The organism is Amycolatopsis sp. GM8 (assembly GCF_021653975.1).
GTDB lineage: Bacteria > Actinomycetota > Actinomycetes > Mycobacteriales > Pseudonocardiaceae > Amycolatopsis_E.
In genome coordinates this window covers 235548-254045 of sequence record NZ_JAJKFK010000006.1, presented here as the reverse complement: position 1 = coordinate 254045, position 18498 = coordinate 235548, and the positions used below count along the sequence as shown (strand labels likewise).

Annotated in this window: 15 protein-coding genes; 5 read left to right on the top strand and 10 right to left on the bottom strand. The window is 72.3% G+C overall.

Annotated elements, in window-relative coordinates; all coding sequences use genetic code 11:
• The first annotated feature begins 25 nt into the window (after positions 1-25).
• Together LOZ83_RS27565 and LOZ83_RS27560 are read left to right on the top strand one after the other, a co-directional pair.
• Positions 26-475 (top strand): MarR family transcriptional regulator, encoded by a 450-nt coding sequence (locus tag LOZ83_RS27565; RefSeq protein WP_236794607.1) that lies wholly within the window; start codon positions 26-28, stop codon positions 473-475.
• 239 nt (positions 476-714) lie between these two features.
• A complete protein-coding gene (locus LOZ83_RS27560; protein ID WP_236794606.1) occupies positions 715-1134 on the top strand; it encodes a hypothetical protein in 420 nt (139 codons plus the stop codon).
• Between the two features lie 396 nt (positions 1135-1530).
• Here the strand turns inward: LOZ83_RS27560 and LOZ83_RS27555 are convergent, their stop codons facing one another.
• A complete protein-coding gene (locus tag LOZ83_RS27555) occupies positions 1531-3669 on the bottom strand; it encodes a tetratricopeptide repeat protein (protein ID WP_236794605.1) in 2139 nt (712 codons plus the stop codon).
• A gap of 364 nt (positions 3670-4033) precedes the next feature.
• Between LOZ83_RS27555 and LOZ83_RS27550 the strand changes: the two genes are divergently transcribed.
• Complete coding sequence (locus tag LOZ83_RS27550; protein ID WP_236794604.1) at positions 4034-4990, top strand: hypothetical protein; 957 nt, start codon at positions 4034-4036, stop codon at positions 4988-4990.
• On the opposite strand, the gene LOZ83_RS27545 is transcribed toward LOZ83_RS27550, so the two are convergent.
• Positions 4963-6705 carry a hypothetical protein gene (locus LOZ83_RS27545; RefSeq protein WP_236794603.1) on the bottom strand — a complete coding sequence of 581 codons (1743 nt, stop codon included), beginning with the start codon at positions 6703-6705 and terminating at the stop codon, positions 4963-4965. The genes LOZ83_RS27550 and LOZ83_RS27545 overlap by 28 nt on opposite strands.
• A gap of 89 nt (positions 6706-6794) precedes the next feature.
• The gene (locus tag LOZ83_RS27540; protein WP_236794602.1) at positions 6795-8021 is read right to left on the bottom strand and encodes an MFS transporter; all 1227 of its coding nucleotides are present in this window, start codon (positions 8019-8021) and stop codon (positions 6795-6797) included.
• 79 nt (positions 8022-8100) lie between these two features.
• On the opposite strand from LOZ83_RS27540, the gene LOZ83_RS27535 reads away from it, so the two are divergent.
• Both LOZ83_RS27535 and LOZ83_RS27530 read left to right on the top strand, forming a co-directional pair.
• Entirely contained in the window at positions 8101-8988 is an 888-nt protein-coding gene (locus LOZ83_RS27535) for a LysR family transcriptional regulator (RefSeq protein WP_236794601.1), read from the top strand.
• Positions 8989-9024: 36 nt separating this feature from the next.
• On the top strand, positions 9025-9717 hold the full coding sequence (locus tag LOZ83_RS27530; RefSeq protein ID WP_236794600.1) for a MerR family transcriptional regulator: 693 nt from the start codon (positions 9025-9027) through the stop codon (positions 9715-9717).
• A gap of 145 nt (positions 9718-9862) precedes the next feature.
• On the opposite strand, the gene LOZ83_RS27525 is transcribed toward LOZ83_RS27530, so the two are convergent.
• The 7 genes from LOZ83_RS27525 to LOZ83_RS27495 are packed head-to-tail and all read right to left on the bottom strand — an operon-like array spanning position 9863 to position 18393.
• Positions 9863-10525 carry an FHA domain-containing protein gene (locus tag LOZ83_RS27525; RefSeq protein WP_236794599.1) on the bottom strand — a complete coding sequence of 221 codons (663 nt, stop codon included), beginning with the start codon at positions 10523-10525 and terminating at the stop codon, positions 9863-9865.
• Positions 10525-11853, bottom strand: a complete 1329-nt coding sequence (locus LOZ83_RS27520; protein ID WP_236794598.1) for a VWA domain-containing protein — start codon at positions 11851-11853, stop codon at positions 10525-10527. Before LOZ83_RS27520 ends, LOZ83_RS27525 begins: the two co-directional genes overlap by 1 nt.
• On the bottom strand, positions 11850-12830 hold the full coding sequence (locus LOZ83_RS27515) for a PP2C family serine/threonine-protein phosphatase (protein WP_236794597.1): 981 nt from the start codon (positions 12828-12830) through the stop codon (positions 11850-11852). The genes LOZ83_RS27520 and LOZ83_RS27515 overlap by 4 nt, the downstream gene beginning before the upstream one ends.
• Complete coding sequence (locus LOZ83_RS27510) at positions 12830-15019, bottom strand: serine/threonine-protein kinase (RefSeq protein WP_236794596.1); 2190 nt, start codon at positions 15017-15019, stop codon at positions 12830-12832. Before LOZ83_RS27510 ends, LOZ83_RS27515 begins: the two co-directional genes overlap by 1 nt.
• A complete protein-coding gene (locus LOZ83_RS27505) occupies positions 15016-16125 on the bottom strand; it encodes a hypothetical protein (protein WP_236794595.1) in 1110 nt (369 codons plus the stop codon). The genes LOZ83_RS27510 and LOZ83_RS27505 overlap by 4 nt, the downstream gene beginning before the upstream one ends.
• Before the next feature lie 4 nt (positions 16126-16129).
• Complete coding sequence (locus LOZ83_RS27500; RefSeq protein WP_236794594.1) at positions 16130-17098, bottom strand: glutamate ABC transporter substrate-binding protein; 969 nt, start codon at positions 17096-17098, stop codon at positions 16130-16132.
• Entirely contained in the window at positions 17095-18393 is a 1299-nt protein-coding gene (locus LOZ83_RS27495; RefSeq protein ID WP_236794593.1) for a hypothetical protein, read from the bottom strand. The genes LOZ83_RS27500 and LOZ83_RS27495 overlap by 4 nt, the downstream gene beginning before the upstream one ends.
• Between the last annotated feature and the right edge of the window lie 105 nt (positions 18394-18498).

The window sequence follows — 18498 nt, the reverse complement described above, 5'->3', positions numbered from 1 at the left end:
GCCGCTATCAACCATGGAGGTGTCAGTGACCGGGACCGAACCGCTGGAGCCCCTGCTCACCCGGGTCATGCGGCTGGTCGCGACGCACGGCGAGCAGCCGGTGGACGACGCCGGGGCGGCGATGACCATGACCGAGGGCATCGTGCTCGTCGAACTGCTCGGCGCCGGCGAGGTGACGCAGCAGCAGCTGAGCGGGCAGTTGCACCTGGACAAGAGCCGGGTGAGCCGGCTGTGCTCGGCGCTGGAGCGCAAGCAACTCGTGACGCGCGAGCGGGACGAGCAGAACCGGCGGAACCTCCTGGTGCGGATCACGAAGCCCGGCTCCGCCGTCGCGACCCGGCTGCGCAAGACGTGGCGCGAACGGCACGAGCGGATGCTCGGCGCGATGACCGCCGAGGAGCGGCGCGCGCTGCTGCTCGGCCTGCGCGCGCTCGCCCGCGAACTCGACGGATCCCACGGCTTCGACCACGGCTAGCCGCCTCGGCCTGGGGGTTCTGGCCGAATGACGCGCTCAGCTCGTGTCACCGGCGTCCGATCGGCGGTCCTCGGCGAGGTGCTCGATCGCCCGCCGACTCGGCCGTGGTCGAAAAGAGATGAAATATACCCGGGTGGGGCCTTCCGCTCGTGATCCAGGACTGATCCGGCGACCTCGATCCGCCATCCCGGTACACTTTCGACGTTGATCGTCCGGCAGCCGATACGGGAGGTAGCACCATGGGCCAGTCGAGGTCCCGCTACTCCCTGTCCCGGATCGACCCGTTCGCGCTCTGCGCGATCATTCCGGCGCTCGCGCTGGCCGGGTTGTGCGGGGTCAGCGGCTTCATCCCGGGCGCGATCGCGATGGGGTTGCTGGCGGTCGCGATCGTCGGGCTCGAGGTGTGGGTGCACCGCCGCGACCCGGCCGCGCCCCCGCCGCGCCGGGCACCCGCCGCCCGCCAGCAGCAGCCGACGCGAGCCCAGCCGGCCCGGTCTCAGCCGCCCCAGGCCCAGCCGGCCCGGACCCAGGCCCAGCGGCAGCCACCCCCAGCCGCCCAGCGGCAGCCACCTCCCCCGCCGCGCCGCAACCCCGCGGGCGCCCCGCCCCCGCCGGCTCACCGGCAGCAGCAACCGCCGCCCCGCCCGCGGATGCGCTGACTTGGTCGCGCACGTCTAGGGAGAGCAGTCGCAGGTCCCGCACGCCGAGCGCGAGCAGCGCCTCTCGACAGCGGGCCCGCCAAGCAGTCACCTGCGCCGCACCCCGGACCTCGCCGCGCTCTGCTCATGCATGCCAAGTGGGAGCAGCGGCCTTCCGACAGCGAACCCGCCGAGCAATCACCCACGCCGGGCCCGGACCTCACCGGGCACCCCGGCTCACGCACGCCCGTAGCGAGCAACTACCTCCGCCACGCCCGGCCGCGCCAAGCACCCGCGGCTCCAACCCACGTCCAGGCCGAGCAGCCATCCACGCCGCACCCCCGAACCCCGCCAACCACCCCCAGGCTCACAGCACGCCGAGAGCGAGCCACCACCGACCGCCGCCCCACCGAGCAATCACCCACGCCGGGCCCGTGCCTCACCGAGTACCCGTGGCTCCAGGCGCACGCCGAGCGCATCCGCGGCGGCCCAGTGGTCGGCGGCGGCGGCGGGCTCGCCGCGGGCGGCGGCTACGTTGCCGAGGCCGGTGAGCGCCCGGGCGCGTTCGTAGTCGCTGACCGCCAGCACCGCCAGCTCCACCGCCTCGCGGTAGTGCGCCTCGGCCGCGTCGAGATCGCCGGCGCGGAAGTGGATCCACGCCAGGCAGTTCACCGCCATAAGCGTCTCGACGGGTAGCGCGGCCAGCCGCCGGGCCTCCGCCGCGTGCTCGAGCGCATCGGCGAAGCCGCCCAGTTCGGTCTCGGCGAGGGCGATCCCGCGCAGGGTGATCGCCACGTTCCGGGTCCGCCCGGCCGCCCGGTACACCCCCAGCGACGCGGTCAGATCGCGCACCGTCGCCGCCGGATCGCCCTGGTAGAGCCGGACCCAGGCGAGGCTCGACAACGCATCTGTCGCACCACGCTCGTCGCCCGCCTCCGTGCACCGCGCCAGCGCCCGGCGGTGACAGTCGGCCGCCCGGTCCAGTTCGCCGAGCTCCACGTACGCCATGCCGAGGTTGTTGAGGATCAACCCGGCGGCCCCCGGACCGGCCGCCTTCAGCGCACACTCGTGCGTCCGCAGCCAAGGCTCGAAAAGCTTGTCACGAAAGAAAAAGGCCCGTAGCACGAAGGCGATCTGCCAGCACCGTTCCGGCCGCCCGTACTGGCCGGCCAGCTCGACGACCCCGGCGATCGCCGGCCACCACGCGCGCAGCCAGGCGAGCGCGTCATCGGCGTCACCGAACGGCAGCCGGGCCGGGCGCGGACAGTCGATCTCGGGCCGGAACCGATGCGGTTCCACGAGTTCGTCTGCGGCGACCAGCAGTCCCGCCGTGTACTCCACGAGCCGCGAAACCGCGGACGCCCGTTCCCCGGCACTGATCCCGGCCAGCGCGTACCGGGCCGCGAAGGCCCGCATCAGGTCGTGCAGGTCGACCAGGCCGTCCGCGTCGAGCGTGATCAGGTGCGCGTCGTGCAGGCGGTCGAGCAGGGTGTCCACCTCGCTGCCGGCCAGCGCCGCGGCGGCCGCGCTGTCGATCGCGGTGGCCGGGTGCAGCGCGAGCAGCCCGAACAACCGTCGCTGCTCCGCGGGCAGCGCCTCGTACGAGACCGTGAACGCCGCGGCCACGCTCCGCTCGCCGTCGTCGAGCGCGGCCAGCGTGGTCGCCGCGAGCCGGTCCCGCAGCCGCTCCGCGCTCCAGCCGCCCGCGACCAGCCGCGCGGCGGCGATGCGGATCGCCAGCGGCAGGAACCCGCACAGCCCGACGATCTCACCGGTGATGTCACCGCCGGACCGCCCGCTGATCGAACCGAACAGCGCCAGCGCGTCGGCCCGCGACAGCATCCCGACCGGCAGGTGCCACGCGTCGTCCAGCGCCGGCAGCCGGCCGCGGCTGGTCACGAGCACCCGGCACGCCGGTTCGGCCGGAATCAGCGGCAGGATCTGCGCGGCGGTGCGGACGTTGTCGAGCACGAGCAGCATGCGGCGGCCGGACAGCTTGTCCCGCACCAGGTTCGCCCGGCCGTCCACCCCGGGCGGCACCTGGTCGCCGGGCACGCCCAGCAGGAGCAGCAGCTGCTGCAGGCCTTCCGCGGGCGAGAGCTCCGGCACGCCCGGCGTGTGCCCGTGCAGGTCGAAGAACAGGCAGCCGTCGGGGAAGCCGGGTGCGGCGCGGCGGGCGGCGGCGACCGCCAGCGCGGTCTTGCCCGCACCCGCCATCCCGTGCACGACGCAGACCCGCACGTCGTCGGAATGGCTCAAGGCCGTCGCCAGTGCCGCCAGTTCGGCTTCACGGCCGACGAAATGCCGGGTCCGGCCGGGCAGGCCCACGATCCCGGGATCGCGCCCCGGCGCCTCCTCCGGCACCAGCGCGCACAGCTCGCCACCGGCGCCCAGCGCTTTGTCATAGGCCTCGGCGACACCCCGGTTCACCCGGGCACGGCCGTTTTCCACCTTGCTCAGATAGCCTTTCGTGAAATGCACCAGTTCCGCCAGTGCACTCAGCGACAGGCCGGTCGACTCGCGCCGCCGCCGCAATTCCGGACCCAGTTCCGACATGGTTCGATTCTCCCTCAGATGGACCGGAAAAGGAACTCCGGCCGGCGGGAAATCCGCCGGCCGGAGCAGGGATTTCTCAGCCGAACAGTGCGCTCAGCAGCTCCAGGATGATCACGAAGTGCGTGTGCATGACAAATTCACCCCTTTCAGTGCGGATTTCGCCGGAATTCGCTCCGGCCCATTAATCGTGAATCCGCGAAGGGGTCAGAAAAAAGGAGTTTCCCGTTTCCTGTTCCAGGAAACGAAGGAAACCCCGGTTCACCGGCGCCGTTTCCCGCTATGGGAAACGGGGCCGCGGGTATCGCTCCGGACCGGGCTCGCTGGGTAGACTGCCCGGTTGACGAGCCGAGGCAGGAGTGAGTCGTTGAGCCTGAACGCGCGGGACGAGATCGAAGCGCTGGTCTCGGAGCTGAAAAAGGTACGCAAGGGTTTGGGGATCCAGGCCAAAGCGCTGCCGGACACGGCGGGCCCGCCGCTGCGCCGCGTGGCCGGGGTGCTCGACACGGACCCGCCCGGCACGGTCCGCGAAAAGCTCGTGCGCACGCTCGGCGACCTGATCACCCGCCTGCCGGAGGGCAATCACGCCATCGCGCAGGCGGTGCTCGGGTTCGGCGCGACCGCCGGCAAGCTGTACACCCACCGGCTCGAGGAGCTGGGCCGCGAAGCCGACCGCGACATGCGGACGATGCAGCGTCGCGCCGACGAGGTCGTCTACCTGCTCGCCGAGCTGGCGGCGACCTCCGCGCCCGCCCCTCCGCGGCCGGAAAGTCCTTGGCACACCACGGCACTCGATGTCGACCTCATCCCCGACGGGGCGGGCGCGGAGGTGTTCGAGAAGCGCGAGATCGTCAGCCACGTGCCGGATCTGGCGGAGATCGAGCACGGCATCTCGCTCGGCCGCGTGCTGGGCCGGCCCGGGCCGGTGGACCTGAAGGACGTGGGCATCGAGGTGCTCCGCGGCGGCGAGGTGCACTCGGCGCGGATCCTCTCCTCGAGCCGCGTCGGTTTCCAGCTGCGCCCGCCGCGGGTGCTCGGCGTCGGCGACCGGCACGAGTTCTTCTTCCGGATCAACGTCCCCAAGATCTCCCCGTTCTACTGCTGCACCCCGGAATTCCCGTGCGAACGGTTCCGGCTGAACGTCCGGTTCGACCGGATCCCGCCGCCGCTGCGGATCTGGCGGATCGACGGGGAGTTCTCGAAGGACGCCGAGGATCCGCTGCCGGTCCGGAAACCGTTGTCGCTGGACGGTTTCGAGGTCGGCGCCGATTTCGAGAACCTGCAGCCGGCCCGCTCCTACGGCATCGGCTGGCAGCCCGGCTGAGCCCGCGGCCGCGCGCGGGTGAACCATCGCGCGACCGGGCCCGGCAGCCCGGCGAGTTCGGTGGCGGCTCTCGCGGCGGAAACCCAGTGCTGCCAGGGACCGTCGTGTTCGTGCAGTGCTTTCACGGCTTCGGCCAGCAGCGGCCTGGCGCGCCGCACGTGGTTCAGCCTGGCCAGGCAGACGCCGAGTTCCAGCCGGGTCAGGCGGGAGTCGGGGTGGCCGGCGCCGAGCGCCAGTTCCTGGCGAGGCGCGAGTTCTTCGAACAGCCGCGCGGCGGTTTCCCAGTCGCGCAGGCGCATCCGGGCGAGCGCGCGCCGTTGCCGTGCCTTGAGCGTCAGCGGATGTTCGGCGCCGAGCCAGGACCCGGCCCGCGCCTCGACGTCCGCGAGCAGCGCGATCGCCTCGCCGCCCTGCCCGTCGTCACTGAGCGCGTGCGCCTCGATGATCCGCAGCTCCAGCGTCTGGGGATCGTCTTCGCCGAACCAGGCGGCGGATTCGGCGGCGGCGTGGCGGGCCTGCCCGACCTCGTGCTCCCCCTCGGTGAGCACGGCGACGGCCGACCGGGCCAGGCGGTGGCGCGACCACCCGGCGCGCGCGAATCGGTCGGCGAGCAGGCCCGCCACTTCGCGGGACCGGGCGATGTCCCCGGCCAGCAGGAGCAGCCGCGCGTCTTCCAGCGTCGCGAGCGGCCAATCCCCCCGGTGGCTGCCGAACGGTTGCGCGCGGCGGATTTCCGGCAGGACCGCGTCGAGAAGTTCGCGTGCCAGGCCGTATTCGCCCCGAACCCGCAGCGCCTGGACGCGGGCGAGCCGGACCTCTCGGCGTTCCTCCGCGCCGAGCCACACCGGCTCGGGTCCCTGCGACGTGACGAGCGGATGCCGGTAAAAGACCTTGTCGGCGCACGCATACGAGCCGAGTGCGTCGTGCGCGGTCGCGGCGACGAACCGGGCGCGGTGTTCGGTGCGGACGTCGCGAGCACGCCGGGCGTCCTGGATGAGGCGCGCCGTGCGGTGGATCGCGGCCCGTGGGTCGCCGGTTCGCACGTCCAGGCGCGCGGCGGTGAGTACGTCCTCGGGATCGCCGTCGTCCGCGACGAGCCGCCAGACCTGCGCGGCGGCCGGGGTGTCGCCGCGTTGTTCGTAGCCGCGGGCAACGGCGCGCAGGAGTCCGGGCCGCTGCTCGGCGGCGGCCGGATGCCCGGCGACTTCCAGGGCGTGGCGGTAGATCTCCAGCCGCACCGGCTCGGCGAGGAGCCGTTCGAGGATCGACGCGGCCCGCCGCACGCTGTCCCCGGGTGGCGCGAACCGGTAAACCGCTTGCCATGCCGGGGTTTCACCGGGGACCGGGCGCACGAACTCCGCGAGTTCGGTCAGCGCGTCCGCGACGAGCATCGGCGCGCGTGGCCCGAGCAGGCCCGACACGCCGGACATCAGCAGGTCCGCGGTGATCGGCGCGGGAGCGAGCGCGGCGACGAAGTCGAGGACCACGCGAGCCGGGCGACTGAGCGGGCCGGGCTCGATCGCCGCCGGGCCGAGGTCCTCGCCCGCCACCGTCCACCGCACATCCTTGGGTGCACGCTCGCCGAAAATCCGTGCGGCATCAGCGAGTTCCAGGCCGTGAGTGTCCACTTCGAACAGTTCGGCGGCCTCGCTGACCGCGGCGGCGAGGTGACTTTCGTGCTCCGCCGCGGGCCATAGCTGTACTACCCGGTTCACCCCTGCCACGATGCCTGATCCCGGCGCGAAAAGGATCGACGAGAACCGGACACAAACATGACAGTTCGCCGGCACGCGCCGGGGCGCGGTCAGGTCGTCGCGAAGAGGCGGCGGCCGACCACGGCCAGGATGGCCAGCAGCAGCACGGCGAACCCGGCGAGCGCGACCCGCAGCGAGACCAGTTGCGTCGCGAGGCCCAGCGCGACGACCGGGATGGCCAGCCCGACATACGCCGCGAGGAACAGGCCCGCTAGCGCCTCGCCGCGGCCCTCGGGCGGGGCCAGGGACAGCACGATGCTCACCGAACCCTTGAACGCCGCGCCCGCGCCGCCACCCGCGAGCACCCCGCCGACGAGGAACAGCGCCAGGCTCGGCACCTGAACCCCGGCCGTGAACACGACGATCCCAGCCACGAGCAGCCCGAGCCCGAGTCCGAGCTGCCGCCGCAACCCCGCGCGGGCCAGCAGGATCTGCGAGATCGCGCCCGCGGCGAACACCGCGAACGACACCGCCCCGGCCAGCGCGTGCGAATGCTGGTGCAGCACGTTCGCCAGGAAGGCCGGCGCCAGCGAGGTGAACAGGCCGAACACCGCGAACTGCGCCAGCGCCGCGGCACCGGCCGCGAAGAACCGGCCCCGCGCCGCGCGCGGCACCGAAACCCGCTGCGGCCGGTACTTCACCCGGGCCACCTCGACGGTTTCCGGCACGAGCGTCACCGCGATCGCGCCGATCAGCATCAGCGCCTGGAACACCAGGTACGGCACGTGCAGCGGGTCGCCGGCGTACTGCGCGAGCAGGCCCGCGACCAGCGGTCCGAGGCCGATGCCGCCGAGGTTCGCCGCGGTCGCGACGAGGTCCGCGCGGGTCCGCGAGGCGCCGGGCCGCGCGGCCAGGTGCAGCTCGGCCAGATGCGCGGTGGCGGTCGCGGTGAGCATGCCGATGCTGATGCCGGACACGAACCGGGCCACGAGCAGGGCCGGCACCGAGGACCAGGCAAGGAAGATCACCGCCGCGACCACGTTGATCAGCACCGCGGGCACCAGCACCCGCCGCCGCCCGGCCCAGTCCGAGATGTGCCCGGCGAGGAACAGGCTGGCGATCACGCCGACCGCGTAGGCGGCGAAGACCAGCGTGACCGTGAACGAGCCGAAACCGTCTTTCGCTTGGTACAGCACGTAAAGCGGCGCGGGTGCGGACGAGAACGCGATCGTCACCGCGAACGTGTAGGCGACCAGCCAGAAGCCCCGGCCGTGCCGCCGGGAACCCTCGACCGCCACGGCGGGCAGGCTCCCACAGGTATCGCTGCTCGTTGTCACGCCTCCACTGTCCGCCCGCCCAGTCATCACGTCCAACGAATGTTTGTGCATGCAGCTATCACCGAAATAGATTGCTGACGTGGAGTTGCGGCAGCTGGAGTACTTCGTCGCGGTCGCCGAGGAGCTGAGTTTCACCAAGGCGTCCCGGCGGCTGCGGGTCGTGCAGTCCGGGGTGTCGACGGCGATCCGCGCGCTGGAACGGGAGGTCGGCGCGTCGCTGTTCGACCGGGACAGCCGGCACGTGCGGCTGACCGGCGCGGGCGCGGCGATGCTGCCGAACGCGCGGGCCACCCTCGCGGCCGCCCGCGCCGCACACGACTCGGTGCAGGAACAGCAGGGCGAACTGCACGGCTCGATCGTGATGGGCAGCATGGTCGCCACGCCGGGCGTCGACGTGGCCGGCGTGCTCGGCCGCTTCCACCGGGCGAACCCGGCCGTCCGCGTCCGGGTCCAGTACTCGCCGTCCGGCTCGCGCGGCCATGTGCGCGCGCTGCTCGAAGGCACCACCGACGTGGCGCTCGCGTCGTTCCCGCGCCGCCCGCCGGCGGGGCTGTCGGTGGAGGTGCTGACCGACGAGGTGCTCCTGCTGACCTGTGGTCCAGACCATCCACTCGCGGGCGCCGGACCGGTACGGCTGGAGGAGCTGGCCGACGAGATCTTCGTGGACTTCCCCGAAGGCTGGGGCACTCGTGACAGCGCCGATCTCACGTTCGACCGGCTCGGGTTCGGCCGGTCAGTACCGCTGGAGACGCCGGACTACACCACGACGGCGGCGCTGATCCGGCAGGGACACGTCGTCGGGTTCCTGCCGGAGAGCGTGGCCGCGCTGCACCCCGAACTGGTCGTCGTGCCGGTCAGCGGGGAGGCCCCGACGTGGAACGTGTCGCTGGCCAGCTCGGCGTCACGGCCGCTGTCCCGCCCGGCACTGGCGCTGATGGCCGAGCTGCGGCGGTCGGTCAAACGGTGAGCTTTCCTCAGGTGCCGAAGTCGTACCCTGACCTGCGTGGCAAAGCTGCGCATCACCGACCTGGCCAGGATGGCGGGCGTTTCGGTGCAGCAGGTCCGCAACTACGTCGAGCTCGGGGTGCTGCCGCCGGTGGCGAGGACGGCGAGCGGGTACCGGGTGTTCACCGACGCGCACTCCGAGGCGCTGCTGATCGTGCGGCAGCTCGCCGAGGGGCACGGCTGGGAGCGCACCCGGACGATCATGCGCGCCGTGCACGCCCGGGATCTGGCGACGGTGCTCGCGACCGTCGACGCGAGCCATGCCGAGCTGGACCGCGAGCGGGCCGGCATCGCCCGCGTGCTCGGCGCGTTCGACACGCTCGGCAACGGCCCGGCGACCGGGCGGCCACGGCAGCCGCTGCGGATCGGTGAGGTCGCGGACGTCGTCGGGGTGCGCGCGCCGGTGCTGCGTCTGTGGGAGCAGCGCGGCCTGCTCGCGCCGGACCGCGAAGACGGCACCGGCTACCGGCTGTACGGCCAGGACGAGCTGCGGAAGGCGGAGGTGATCGCGTTGCTGCGGCGGGGAAACCACCCGTTCCCGGTCGTGCGGGCGGTACTGGCGGAGCTGGGCCCGCAGGGCCGCCCGGACCGCGTGCGGGCGGAGCTGGCCAAGCGCGAGCAGGAGCTGAACGAGCGCAGCCTCCGGCGCCTGCGCGCCTCCGCCGCCCTCTCGGCGTACCTGGAGCGTTGACCGCGCGCCATGTTTGCCCCTCACGTCGGTGAGTTTGCCCGCGGCGCGCAAAGTCACCGACGCAGCACGCCAATTCACCGACGTGGCGAGCAAACACGCGCAGCGAGCGTCGGACTCGGCGACGTGAGGGTCGGACTCGCGGGGGTCAGGTGCGGTGGAGGGTGAGGGTGGTCCAGGCGCCGACGTGGATGCGGTCGCCTTCGGTGAGGGGGTGGGGGGTGTTCGGTTTGAGGGGGGTGCGGCCGTAGTTGACCGTGGTGCCGTTGGCGGAGTTCATGTCCACCACCGACCAGCCTTCGCCCGCCGGGACGAGCAGCGCGTGCAGCCGCGAGACGCCGATGTCCTCGGGCGGTCCGGTGAGGTCGATGTCGGGCGAGATACCGCGGGTGTGACTGTGGCGGCCGATCGTGATCTGCTCGCCCACCAACGGAAAGCTCCGCTCGGGGCAGAACGGCGGGAACTCGATCGGGTCGGCGTCCGGGCCACCGTCCGCCTTGACCGCGCGGAAGTACCGCTCGTCGGCCGACACCACGACCGACCAGGTCAGCGCGGCAGCGACCGGCGCGGCCGGAACCGGAACCGGCGCGGACACAGGCGCGGGCACCGGCTCGGCGAGTGAGTCCGCGCCGCAGTTCTCGCAGAACCGCCCATCCAGCTGCGCGCCGCACGACGGGCACGGGCGTGGGGCGGCCGGCGGCGCGGGCTCCGCTTCGGCGACGGCCACCGGCGCGGCCCGCTCGAACGCGAGCCCGCACACGTCGCAGAACTCGTCGTCGGCGGACTCGTGGCCCTGGGCGCAGATCGGCATCAGGCCGCACCCCCGTCAGCACCATCGGCACCGTCGGCAGCATCGCCAGGGAGCTTCCCGACCCGCTTGGTCACCTGCGACCGGCTTTCCAGCGTCATCGCGTCGACCGCGCTCACCTGGCGCTTGAGCCGGACCGTGCCGCGCACCGGGTCGACCACGTCCACCACCTTCGCCAGCAGCTTCGCGGTGTCCTCGTGCCCGGACGAGTTCGCGAGCGCGACCGCCCGGCCCAGCTTCGCGGTCGCCGTCTCGATCTGCCCCTTCCGCTGCGCCTCCAGGCCTTCCTCGATCGCCGACGCCAGCTCCGCCTGACCGGTGTAGTGCGCGACCTCCGGGCTGATCTTCGTCGACAGCGCCATGTCGTCAGTCCAGACCGCGAGCACCTGCCCCTTGCCGAGCACGTCGCCGGAGCCCGCGGCGACGAGGCTGACCCGCGCGGCGAGCATCTTGTCCCCGATCGACGCGGGCGGCACCTGCACGCACACGTGGTAGTCGCGGCTCTCCGCGCCCCACGCGCCGGTCGGGTAGTCCCCGCTGCGCGGCCCGGACTCCGCCCGCCGCGCCGTCAAGTCCAAAAGGGACGGTTCCACCTGCTTGACGAACTTCACCGTCGCGCCCTGCGGCGTCCACACGCGCAGCGCGACGTCCGCGACCTCCTTGCCCATCGCGGCTTCGGTCATCGCGCGGAAGTCCGCTTCGAGATCCTCCGGCTCGGCGACGATGTCCACCGAGCCCAGCAGCGTGTCCGCGATCTTGCGCAGCTCGCGGACCTCCCAGTCGGTGCCGACCCCGCGGCAGTCGCACACGAACTGGCCGGACACCTCGCCGAGGATCCGCTCCAGCTTGTGCGCCCGCTCGTGCACGTTCTTCCCGTCGGTCAACAGGATCGCGTGCCGCAGCGCGGTGGGCTGGGTCGCGAAGACGTCCTTCGCGAGCAGCAGCCACTCCCCCATCGCCGTGCCGCGGTCGGCGTGCAGCCGGCTGACGGCCTGCTTCGCCTCGGCGCGCGTCGCCGCGTCCGCGGCGACCATGCCGAGCCGCCGCGGGTACACCAGTTCCGCCGTGTCGGTGCCGGCGATGACGGCGAACGTGACCCCGTCGCGCAGCGTGTCGATCGCCGCCGCCGTGGCGCGTTTGGCCGCGGACATCTTGGTGCGCGGGTGATCCATCGAGCCCGAGCAGTCGACGATGATCACTTCGGCCGCGGTGGTGACCTCCTGCGCCGGTGCGCCGCCGGAGGTGGAGGTCACCGTCACGATCGCGTTGACCTCGGACGCTCCCTGCGGCAGGAACTCGTTCTGGTAGACCTCGACCTGGAATTCGCTCATGGTGTCCCCTGACGATCGAACGGGTACGGGACGGCGACGACCGTGATGTTGTCGCCGCCGCCGAGTTCGTTGGCGGCCGCGGTGAGCTTCGCGGCCATCTCGGCCGGACTCCCCTTCGCCTGGGCCGCAATGGTTTCCGCCGCGGGCAGGTAGTTCCACAGCCCGTCGCTGCACACGATGAGCGTGCCCCGCTCGCCCGCCGGCACACCGGCGACCTGCGGCAGGACCGGCTCGGCGTCCGCGCCCACCCACCGCGCGAGCGCGTGCGCGTTCGCCTCGGCGGAAGCTTCCTCGACGGTCATCCCGGCCGCGACCAGCTGCGCGTGCAGGGTGTCGTCGACGGTCAGCTGGCGGGAACCGTCCGCGCTGAGCCAGTACGCCCGGCTGTCGCCGATCCAGCCGACGGTGATGCCCTCGTCAGTGGCCACGGCCGAGACCAGCGTGCACGACGGCGCGAGGTCCGGCGAGCCGGGTTCGGCCAGCAGCCGCACGGCTTCGAACGCGGCTGCCGATCCGTCCACTGTGGACTCGTACGGGTCCTTGCCGGCTTCCAGGCAGTCCACGATCCGCGCCAGCGCGGCATCCACCGCCGTCTGCGACGCCTGGTCGGCGCGTTCGGTCGAGCCGACGCCATCGCACACGATGACGACGACGGCGGTCGGCGCGTCCCGCGGTCCGAGGATCGCACAGCCGAGCGAGTCCTCGTTGCGCACGCGCACCTGACCGCGGTCGCTGACGCCGGCGGCGAACCCGAGGTCGAACTCCATCAGGTCGCGCGGCGCGGGCTGCGCACGGCCGCACTGCTCACAGAACCCTTCGGCGTCCACGGTTCCACCACAGCTCGCACACGACCCTCGCGGTGTCCGAAGTGGACCGCCTTCGGCGGTTCGCCGCCGCATCAGGCTCAGCCCGCAGTTCTCGCAAAACCGGTCCTCGGCGGTGACCGGCTGGGCGCAGTCCGGGCAGGAAAGCGCCATCAGAACCAGGTCCTCGGCCGGATCCGGTTGGCCTGGTCGACCAGCGCGATCCGGTCGCGCCGCCCGGTGGCCTGGCGCGCGAGGCGCAGATACCAGGTCTCCAGCCCTTTCCGCAGATCAGGTTCGCTCAACCGGCAGCCCAGCACGGATCCGTTCCCTCCTCCGTTGGCGTTCCCGCCCACCCAGTCCAGCGCCGCGGTCAGCAAGTCGCGGGAAGCCAGCGCGCGGCGGTGTTCGTCCAGGTCCAATCGCGACAGTCGCTCGCCCGCGGTCACCAGGTCCTCTTCGGACAGTGCCGAAGCCCCGGTGCGCGCCTGGATCGCGGCCAGCTGCGCGGCCAGGTAGTTGCTCGACGTCTCCGGCACGGATTCCAGCACGTCCACGGCCTCCACCCGGTTTCCCTTCTCCAGCAAAGCCCTGGCCAGGCCGAAGGCAGCGCTGATGAACGTGCGATCGGTCCGCCACACCGTGCGGTAGTACCGGTCGGCGTCCCCGGTCTCCCCCGACCCCTCCGCGCACGCCGCGATCGCGAGCTTCGGCGCGACCTCGCCGGGCGCCAGGTCGTAGACGGTCTCGAACGACTGCCGCGCCTGGTGCGGCTTGCCCTCCGCGACCGCGGCGAGGCCGCGGTACCACTCGGCGCGCCAGTCCCCGATGCCGAGCTTCGTGGTATTGAGCGTTTTCCGTGCGTCGGCGGGCTTTCCGGCGTCGATCTGCGCGCGGGCGAGGCGCAGCTTGATCTCCACGCTCTGCACCGGCGCGTCCGACAGCTCTTCGACGAGCGCTTCGGGATCGCTTTCCGCCAGTGCGGCAAGGAAACCGGCGCCCGGGTCGGTCAGGTCCACCCGCGGCACCGGCAGCGCGGCCGCGACCTCGCCCGGCTCGGGCGCGCCCGGCACGCCGAACGTCCGGCGCTCCGCGGTGAACTCCGTGGACGTGCCGGCCCGTGGCTGACCGTCCACAGTGGCCGCCACTTCGCGGAACACGCCCTCCAACTGATCGCGCATCTCCTCGGCCGAGCCGAACCGCTGGTCCGGGTCGGCGTGCGTGGCGCGCAGCAGCAACCGGTGGAACGATTCGAACTGCGCCAGCAGCGGCACTTCCTCGGGCGGTGGCAGCGTTTCCCGGTAGGCGTGGTGGAAGTCGAACGGGAAGGTCATCACCGCGAGCGCGCGCCCGACGGTGTACACATCGGACACCGGTGACGGCAGCTCCTTGCCGATTTCCGGGGCCTGGTAACCGGAAGTGCCGTAGATCGCGCTCGTCTGGTCGGTGATGTGCCGGACCGCGCCCAGGTCGATGAGCTTGAGCTGGTCCTCGACCTGGATCGCGTTGTCCGGCTTGAAATCGCAGTACACCAGGCCGCTGCCGTGCAGGTGCCCGAGCGCCGGCAGGATTTCCAGGGTGTACGCGATGGCCTGGGTGATCGGCAGGCACGCGGTCGGCTCACCCTGCTCGCGCAGCTGCTTCATCATGTCCTTGAGCGACGTGCCGCCGACGTACTCCATCACGATGTAGCCGGTGCCTCGGTGCTCGACGAAGTTGTAGATGCGCACGATCGACGGGTGCTCGACCTGCGCGAGGAACTTCGTCTCGGCGATCGCGGCGGCCATCGCGTCCGCGTCCCCGGTGTCGAGCAGGCCCTTGAGCACCACCCACCGGTCGGCGACCCGGTGGTCGGCGGCGAGGTAGATCCAGCCCAGCCCGCCGTGCGCCAGGCAGCCCAGCACCTCGTACTGGTCCTGCACCACTTCGCCCGGCGCGAGTTTCGGCGTGAACGAAAACCCGTGCCCGCACTGCGGGCAGAACCCTTCCACCCGGCCGGGTTTCTCGTCGCGGCCGCGGCCGACCTTGGCGCCGCACGCGCTGCAGAACCGCTTGTTCTCCGGCACCTGCGGGTCGGTGAGCACGGCCTCGCGCGGGTCGCGGCGCGGCACGCTCGGCACGTCGATCACCCCGCGCCCCAGCATGTTCCGGCTGCTGGCGCGAGCCGACCCGCGGGCCGGCCGCGAGGCCGAGGAGTCGACCGGCGTGCTCCACGAGACGTTGGTGGGCGCGGAGAACCCGGTCGACGACGTGGCCGGGCCAAGGCTTCCCGGCTGGCTTCCCGCCGGCGGTTCGAGACCGCAGGTGTCGCAGAAGCCGTCCTCGATCGTCCCGCCGCACCCGGCGCGCGGACAAGCGCTCATCCTCGCTCCTCCCTGCGTTCCTGCAGTGCCCGCTGGTAATCCCGCACCGCGATCGTCGCCGCGCGCAGATCGCACGGAATCGTGTACAGCAACTGATACGCCGTCGCGTGCAGCCCGGCCAGGTCCAGATCCTCGACATGCCCCAGCTGCCGCGCCTTGGCACGGTACGCGTCGAGCCGGCCACGCAGTTCGAGCCGGCGGTCCAGCAGCCCGGTGGCGAACGCCAGCTGGGCGCGCACGTCGTCGAGCGCGGCCTGCGCGTCACGGTCCAATGTGGACATCTTGCGGGACAATGCCTGCCAGCGGCGGGCCTGCCAGATGTCGGCCAGCTCCGTCAGCCGGGCCCGCAGGGCCGGGATCGCCTTGCCCGGCGGGGTGAGATCCGGCGACGCGATCTTCTCCAGCACCGTCGCCTGGACGGTGCGGACCTCGGCTTCGACGGCCGCGATGCGGTCGACGACGGCCTCCAGTTCCTGTTGCCGGTCCGCGAAATCGTCGCGGACGGCGACCAGATCGTCCAGCGTGGCCTGGACGTCCGCCAGCTCAGCGGCGAGCCGCTCGGGCACCCGCACGTCGGCGGCGAGCGGATCGGACAGCGCGCTCTGCCGCAGCCCGGCGAGTTCCGCGATCAGCCGGGCGAGCCGGGGCTCCTCGACGCCGAGCGACTCGGCGAGCGCCTGCGCCGAGCGGACCCGCGTGTCCAGCGGATCGAGCCGCTCGGCGGTCTCCTGCCAGGATTTCTCCGCCGCGTCGAGGACTTGGGTGATCGTCGACAGCGACTTCTTCATGCTCGTCGCCAGTTCGGCCAGCTCGCCACCCAGCGCCGTGGTCAGCTCGGTCAGCTCCGGCGGACCGGGCCGTGCCTTGCGGGCCCGGATCTCGCGGGCGTGCTCGACGAGGTCACGATGGCGCGCGAACTGTTCCCACAGCACGCTCATCGCCGCGCTGGCCTCCGCCCAGCGGCGGGCTGTCACACCGGTCAGGTCCGCGCCCTTGAGCAACCGGTGACCGGCATGGCCGTCCATCGCGACCAGCGCTTCGGCCATCCGGTCGCTGTCCGCGCCCAGTTCCGCCAGCGCACGATCGGCTTCATCGGTGTCCAGCACGGCATCAGTCCTGGTATTGCGGTGCGGGCGGGGCGGGCACCGGGCCGGGCAGCAGCCCGAACAGCCAGTGCTGATAGGACGCCGCCCAGGTGCCGCTCGCGCGGACCCGGTCCAGCACGCCGTTGACGAACCGCGCCATCTCGACGTCGCCCTTCGGCAGCGCGATCCCGTACGGCTCCGCCGCCAGTGACGCGCCGACGACCTCGGTGTAGCGGTCCTGTGCGGCCATCCCGGCGAGGATCACGTCGTCGGTCGACACAGCGTCCAGCTGGCCCTGCTGCAGCAGCACGAGGCAGTCGGTCCAGTCCGCGACCGAAACCGTCACCGGCTTCTGCGGCAACGCCTGCAGGGTGGCGAGCGACGTCGAGCCCTTCGTGGCGCACACCCGTTTCCCGGCGAGCTGATCCGGCCCGCTGATCCCGGAGTTCTTCTTGACCAGGATCCGTTGCTGCGCCTCGTAATACTCCGAGGAGAACGTCACCTGCTGGCGGCGGTCGCAGGTGATCGTCATGGTGCGCACCACCATGTCCACGTCACCGTGCTGCAGCGCGGGGATCCGCTGGTCCGAGGTGAGCGCCCGCAACTGGATCGCGTCCGGGTTGCCGAACAGCGCCTGCGCGACCGCGCGCGCCATGTCGATGTCGAAGCCCTGGATCTGCCCGCTGAACGGGTCGCGGAAACCCATGTTGAGGGTGTTCTGGTCGACACCGACGACGAGCTTGCCGCGCTGGGCGATCTTGGCCATCGTCGACCCGGCCGGCATCTGGCCCGGCGCGGGCATCGGGGTGAGCGGGCGCGGGCTGGCGAGCAGGTCGGGGCACTGCTCGGCGGCGGGCGGCGCACCGGCCGCGGCGGTGGCGGCACCGCCGGGCGTCGGCACCTGCGCGGGCACGGTCGGCACGGACGTCGTCGTGGACACGGCGCAGCCGCTGAGGACCAGCGCGGCGAGTGCCAGGGCAAGCAGACGTTTCATCGGTAGTCCCTCAGCCGTCGCCAGATGCCCAGCGCGGAGCCAGCCGCGACGACGACCGCGAGCACCGTCACCGCGGCCATCGCACCGGCGAGGCTGCGGCTGGCGTCGTTCACCTCGGCGCCGAACGTGTCGCGGGTGCGGTCGATGGCGCCCTGCAGATCCCGGTCGAGCCGGTCGAAGACGCCGGCCGCGCCGGCGGGTCCGGCGTCCGTGGCGCGCTGCACGGCGGTCACGTAGTCGCCCTGGTCGTCGGCGGCGCGGATGCCCGCGTGCGCCCCGGCCCACGTCTGCGCGTCCGCCTTGGCGGCCTGGACGTCGCGGTCCACCTCGGGATCGGTGGCCAGCGCGCCGGCCCGGTCGAGCAGGCCGGTCAGCTGCCCGGTGACCTTCACGTAGTCATCCTGGTAAGCGCTTCCAGCGCCGCGCGCGACGAGCGTCAGCGTCTCGTCCGCGCGGGCGTTCAGCGTCGCGATCCTGGCCTGTGCCAGCACATCCACCTGCCCGGAACCGTTCGTGCGGCTGTCGGAGGTGTTGTTCGTCGCGGACACCGTCGCGACCAGCACCCACACCAGGGACACGACCGCGGCCGCGCTGGCGACCAGCAGCCCGGCGTTGAACACCCGGTTCGTGCGCCGCCGCAGGAACCCTTGTGCGACAACGAGAAGCGCGATCACGATGAGCGCCAGCAGGATCTCCGCCCACGGCACGGCGGTCGCGCTGTCCTGGTCGGCCGCGAGCTGGTCGGCCTCACCGCGGTAGAGCGTCTGTGCCGCGGGCAGCAGCTGGGTGCGCATGAGGTTCGACGCTTCGCGCTGGTAGGCGGCGCCGAGCGGCAGGCCCTGCCGGTTGTCGGCACGCGCCGTCTCGACCAGTCCGGTGTAGACCGGCAACTGCCGGGCGAGGGTGCCCAGCGGGCTGTCCTGCGCCGTGACGTCCGCCGGATCCCGTGCCGCGATGGCGATCGCGAGCGCGTTGCCCGCCTGCGCGACGTCCGCCTCGTAGCGCTGGCGGGTCGCGACGGGTTCGAGCCCGCCGGTGAGGAAGGCGCCGGTGGCGGTCGCGTCGGCGTCCGACAGCGAACGGTAGATCTCCTGCGCGGCCGCGGTGAGCGGGCCGCTACGGGTCGCGAGATCGTCGATCGCCCTCCCCCGCGCGAGCACGCTCAGTGAGGTGAACAACCCGGCCAGCAACGCGACCACGACGAGGAGCAGCGCGAGCGCGGTCAGCACCCCCGGCGTGGTCCGCGCGAGCGCACTCGCTTCCCGGACCGGCCTGCTGGTGAGAATCGCGGTCATCCGCGGCCCTTCGACTTGCCTCGGCTCGCCACAACCCCACCCTCCCCGCGAAACCAAACTGTGCCCGCAACAATCGTCGACTCACCCGATCGCGCTAGGGACTGA

Excerpts from the sequence above, each read along its gene's own strand:
- LOZ83_RS27560 (WP_236794606.1), top strand. The coding sequence starts at position 715 with ATGGGCCAGTCGAGGTCCCGCTACTCCCTGTCCCGGATCGACCCGTTC.
- LOZ83_RS27555 (WP_236794605.1), bottom strand. The coding sequence starts at position 3,669 with ATGTCGGAACTGGGTCCGGAATTGCGGCGGCGGCGCGAGTCGACCGGC.
- LOZ83_RS27525 (WP_236794599.1), bottom strand. The coding sequence starts at position 10,525 with ATGCCGATCTGCGCCCAGGGCCACGAGTCCGCCGACGACGAGTTCTGC.
- LOZ83_RS27520 (WP_236794598.1), bottom strand. The coding sequence starts at position 11,853 with ATGAGCGAATTCCAGGTCGAGGTCTACCAGAACGAGTTCCTGCCGCAG.
- LOZ83_RS27515 (WP_236794597.1), bottom strand. The coding sequence starts at position 12,830 with ATGGCGCTTTCCTGCCCGGACTGCGCCCAGCCGGTCACCGCCGAGGAC.
- LOZ83_RS27510 (WP_236794596.1), bottom strand. The coding sequence starts at position 15,019 with ATGAGCGCTTGTCCGCGCGCCGGGTGCGGCGGGACGATCGAGGACGGC.
- LOZ83_RS27500 (WP_236794594.1), bottom strand. The coding sequence starts at position 17,098 with ATGAAACGTCTGCTTGCCCTGGCACTCGCCGCGCTGGTCCTCAGCGGC.
- LOZ83_RS27495 (WP_236794593.1), bottom strand. The coding sequence starts at position 18,393 with ATGACCGCGATTCTCACCAGCAGGCCGGTCCGGGAAGCGAGTGCGCTC.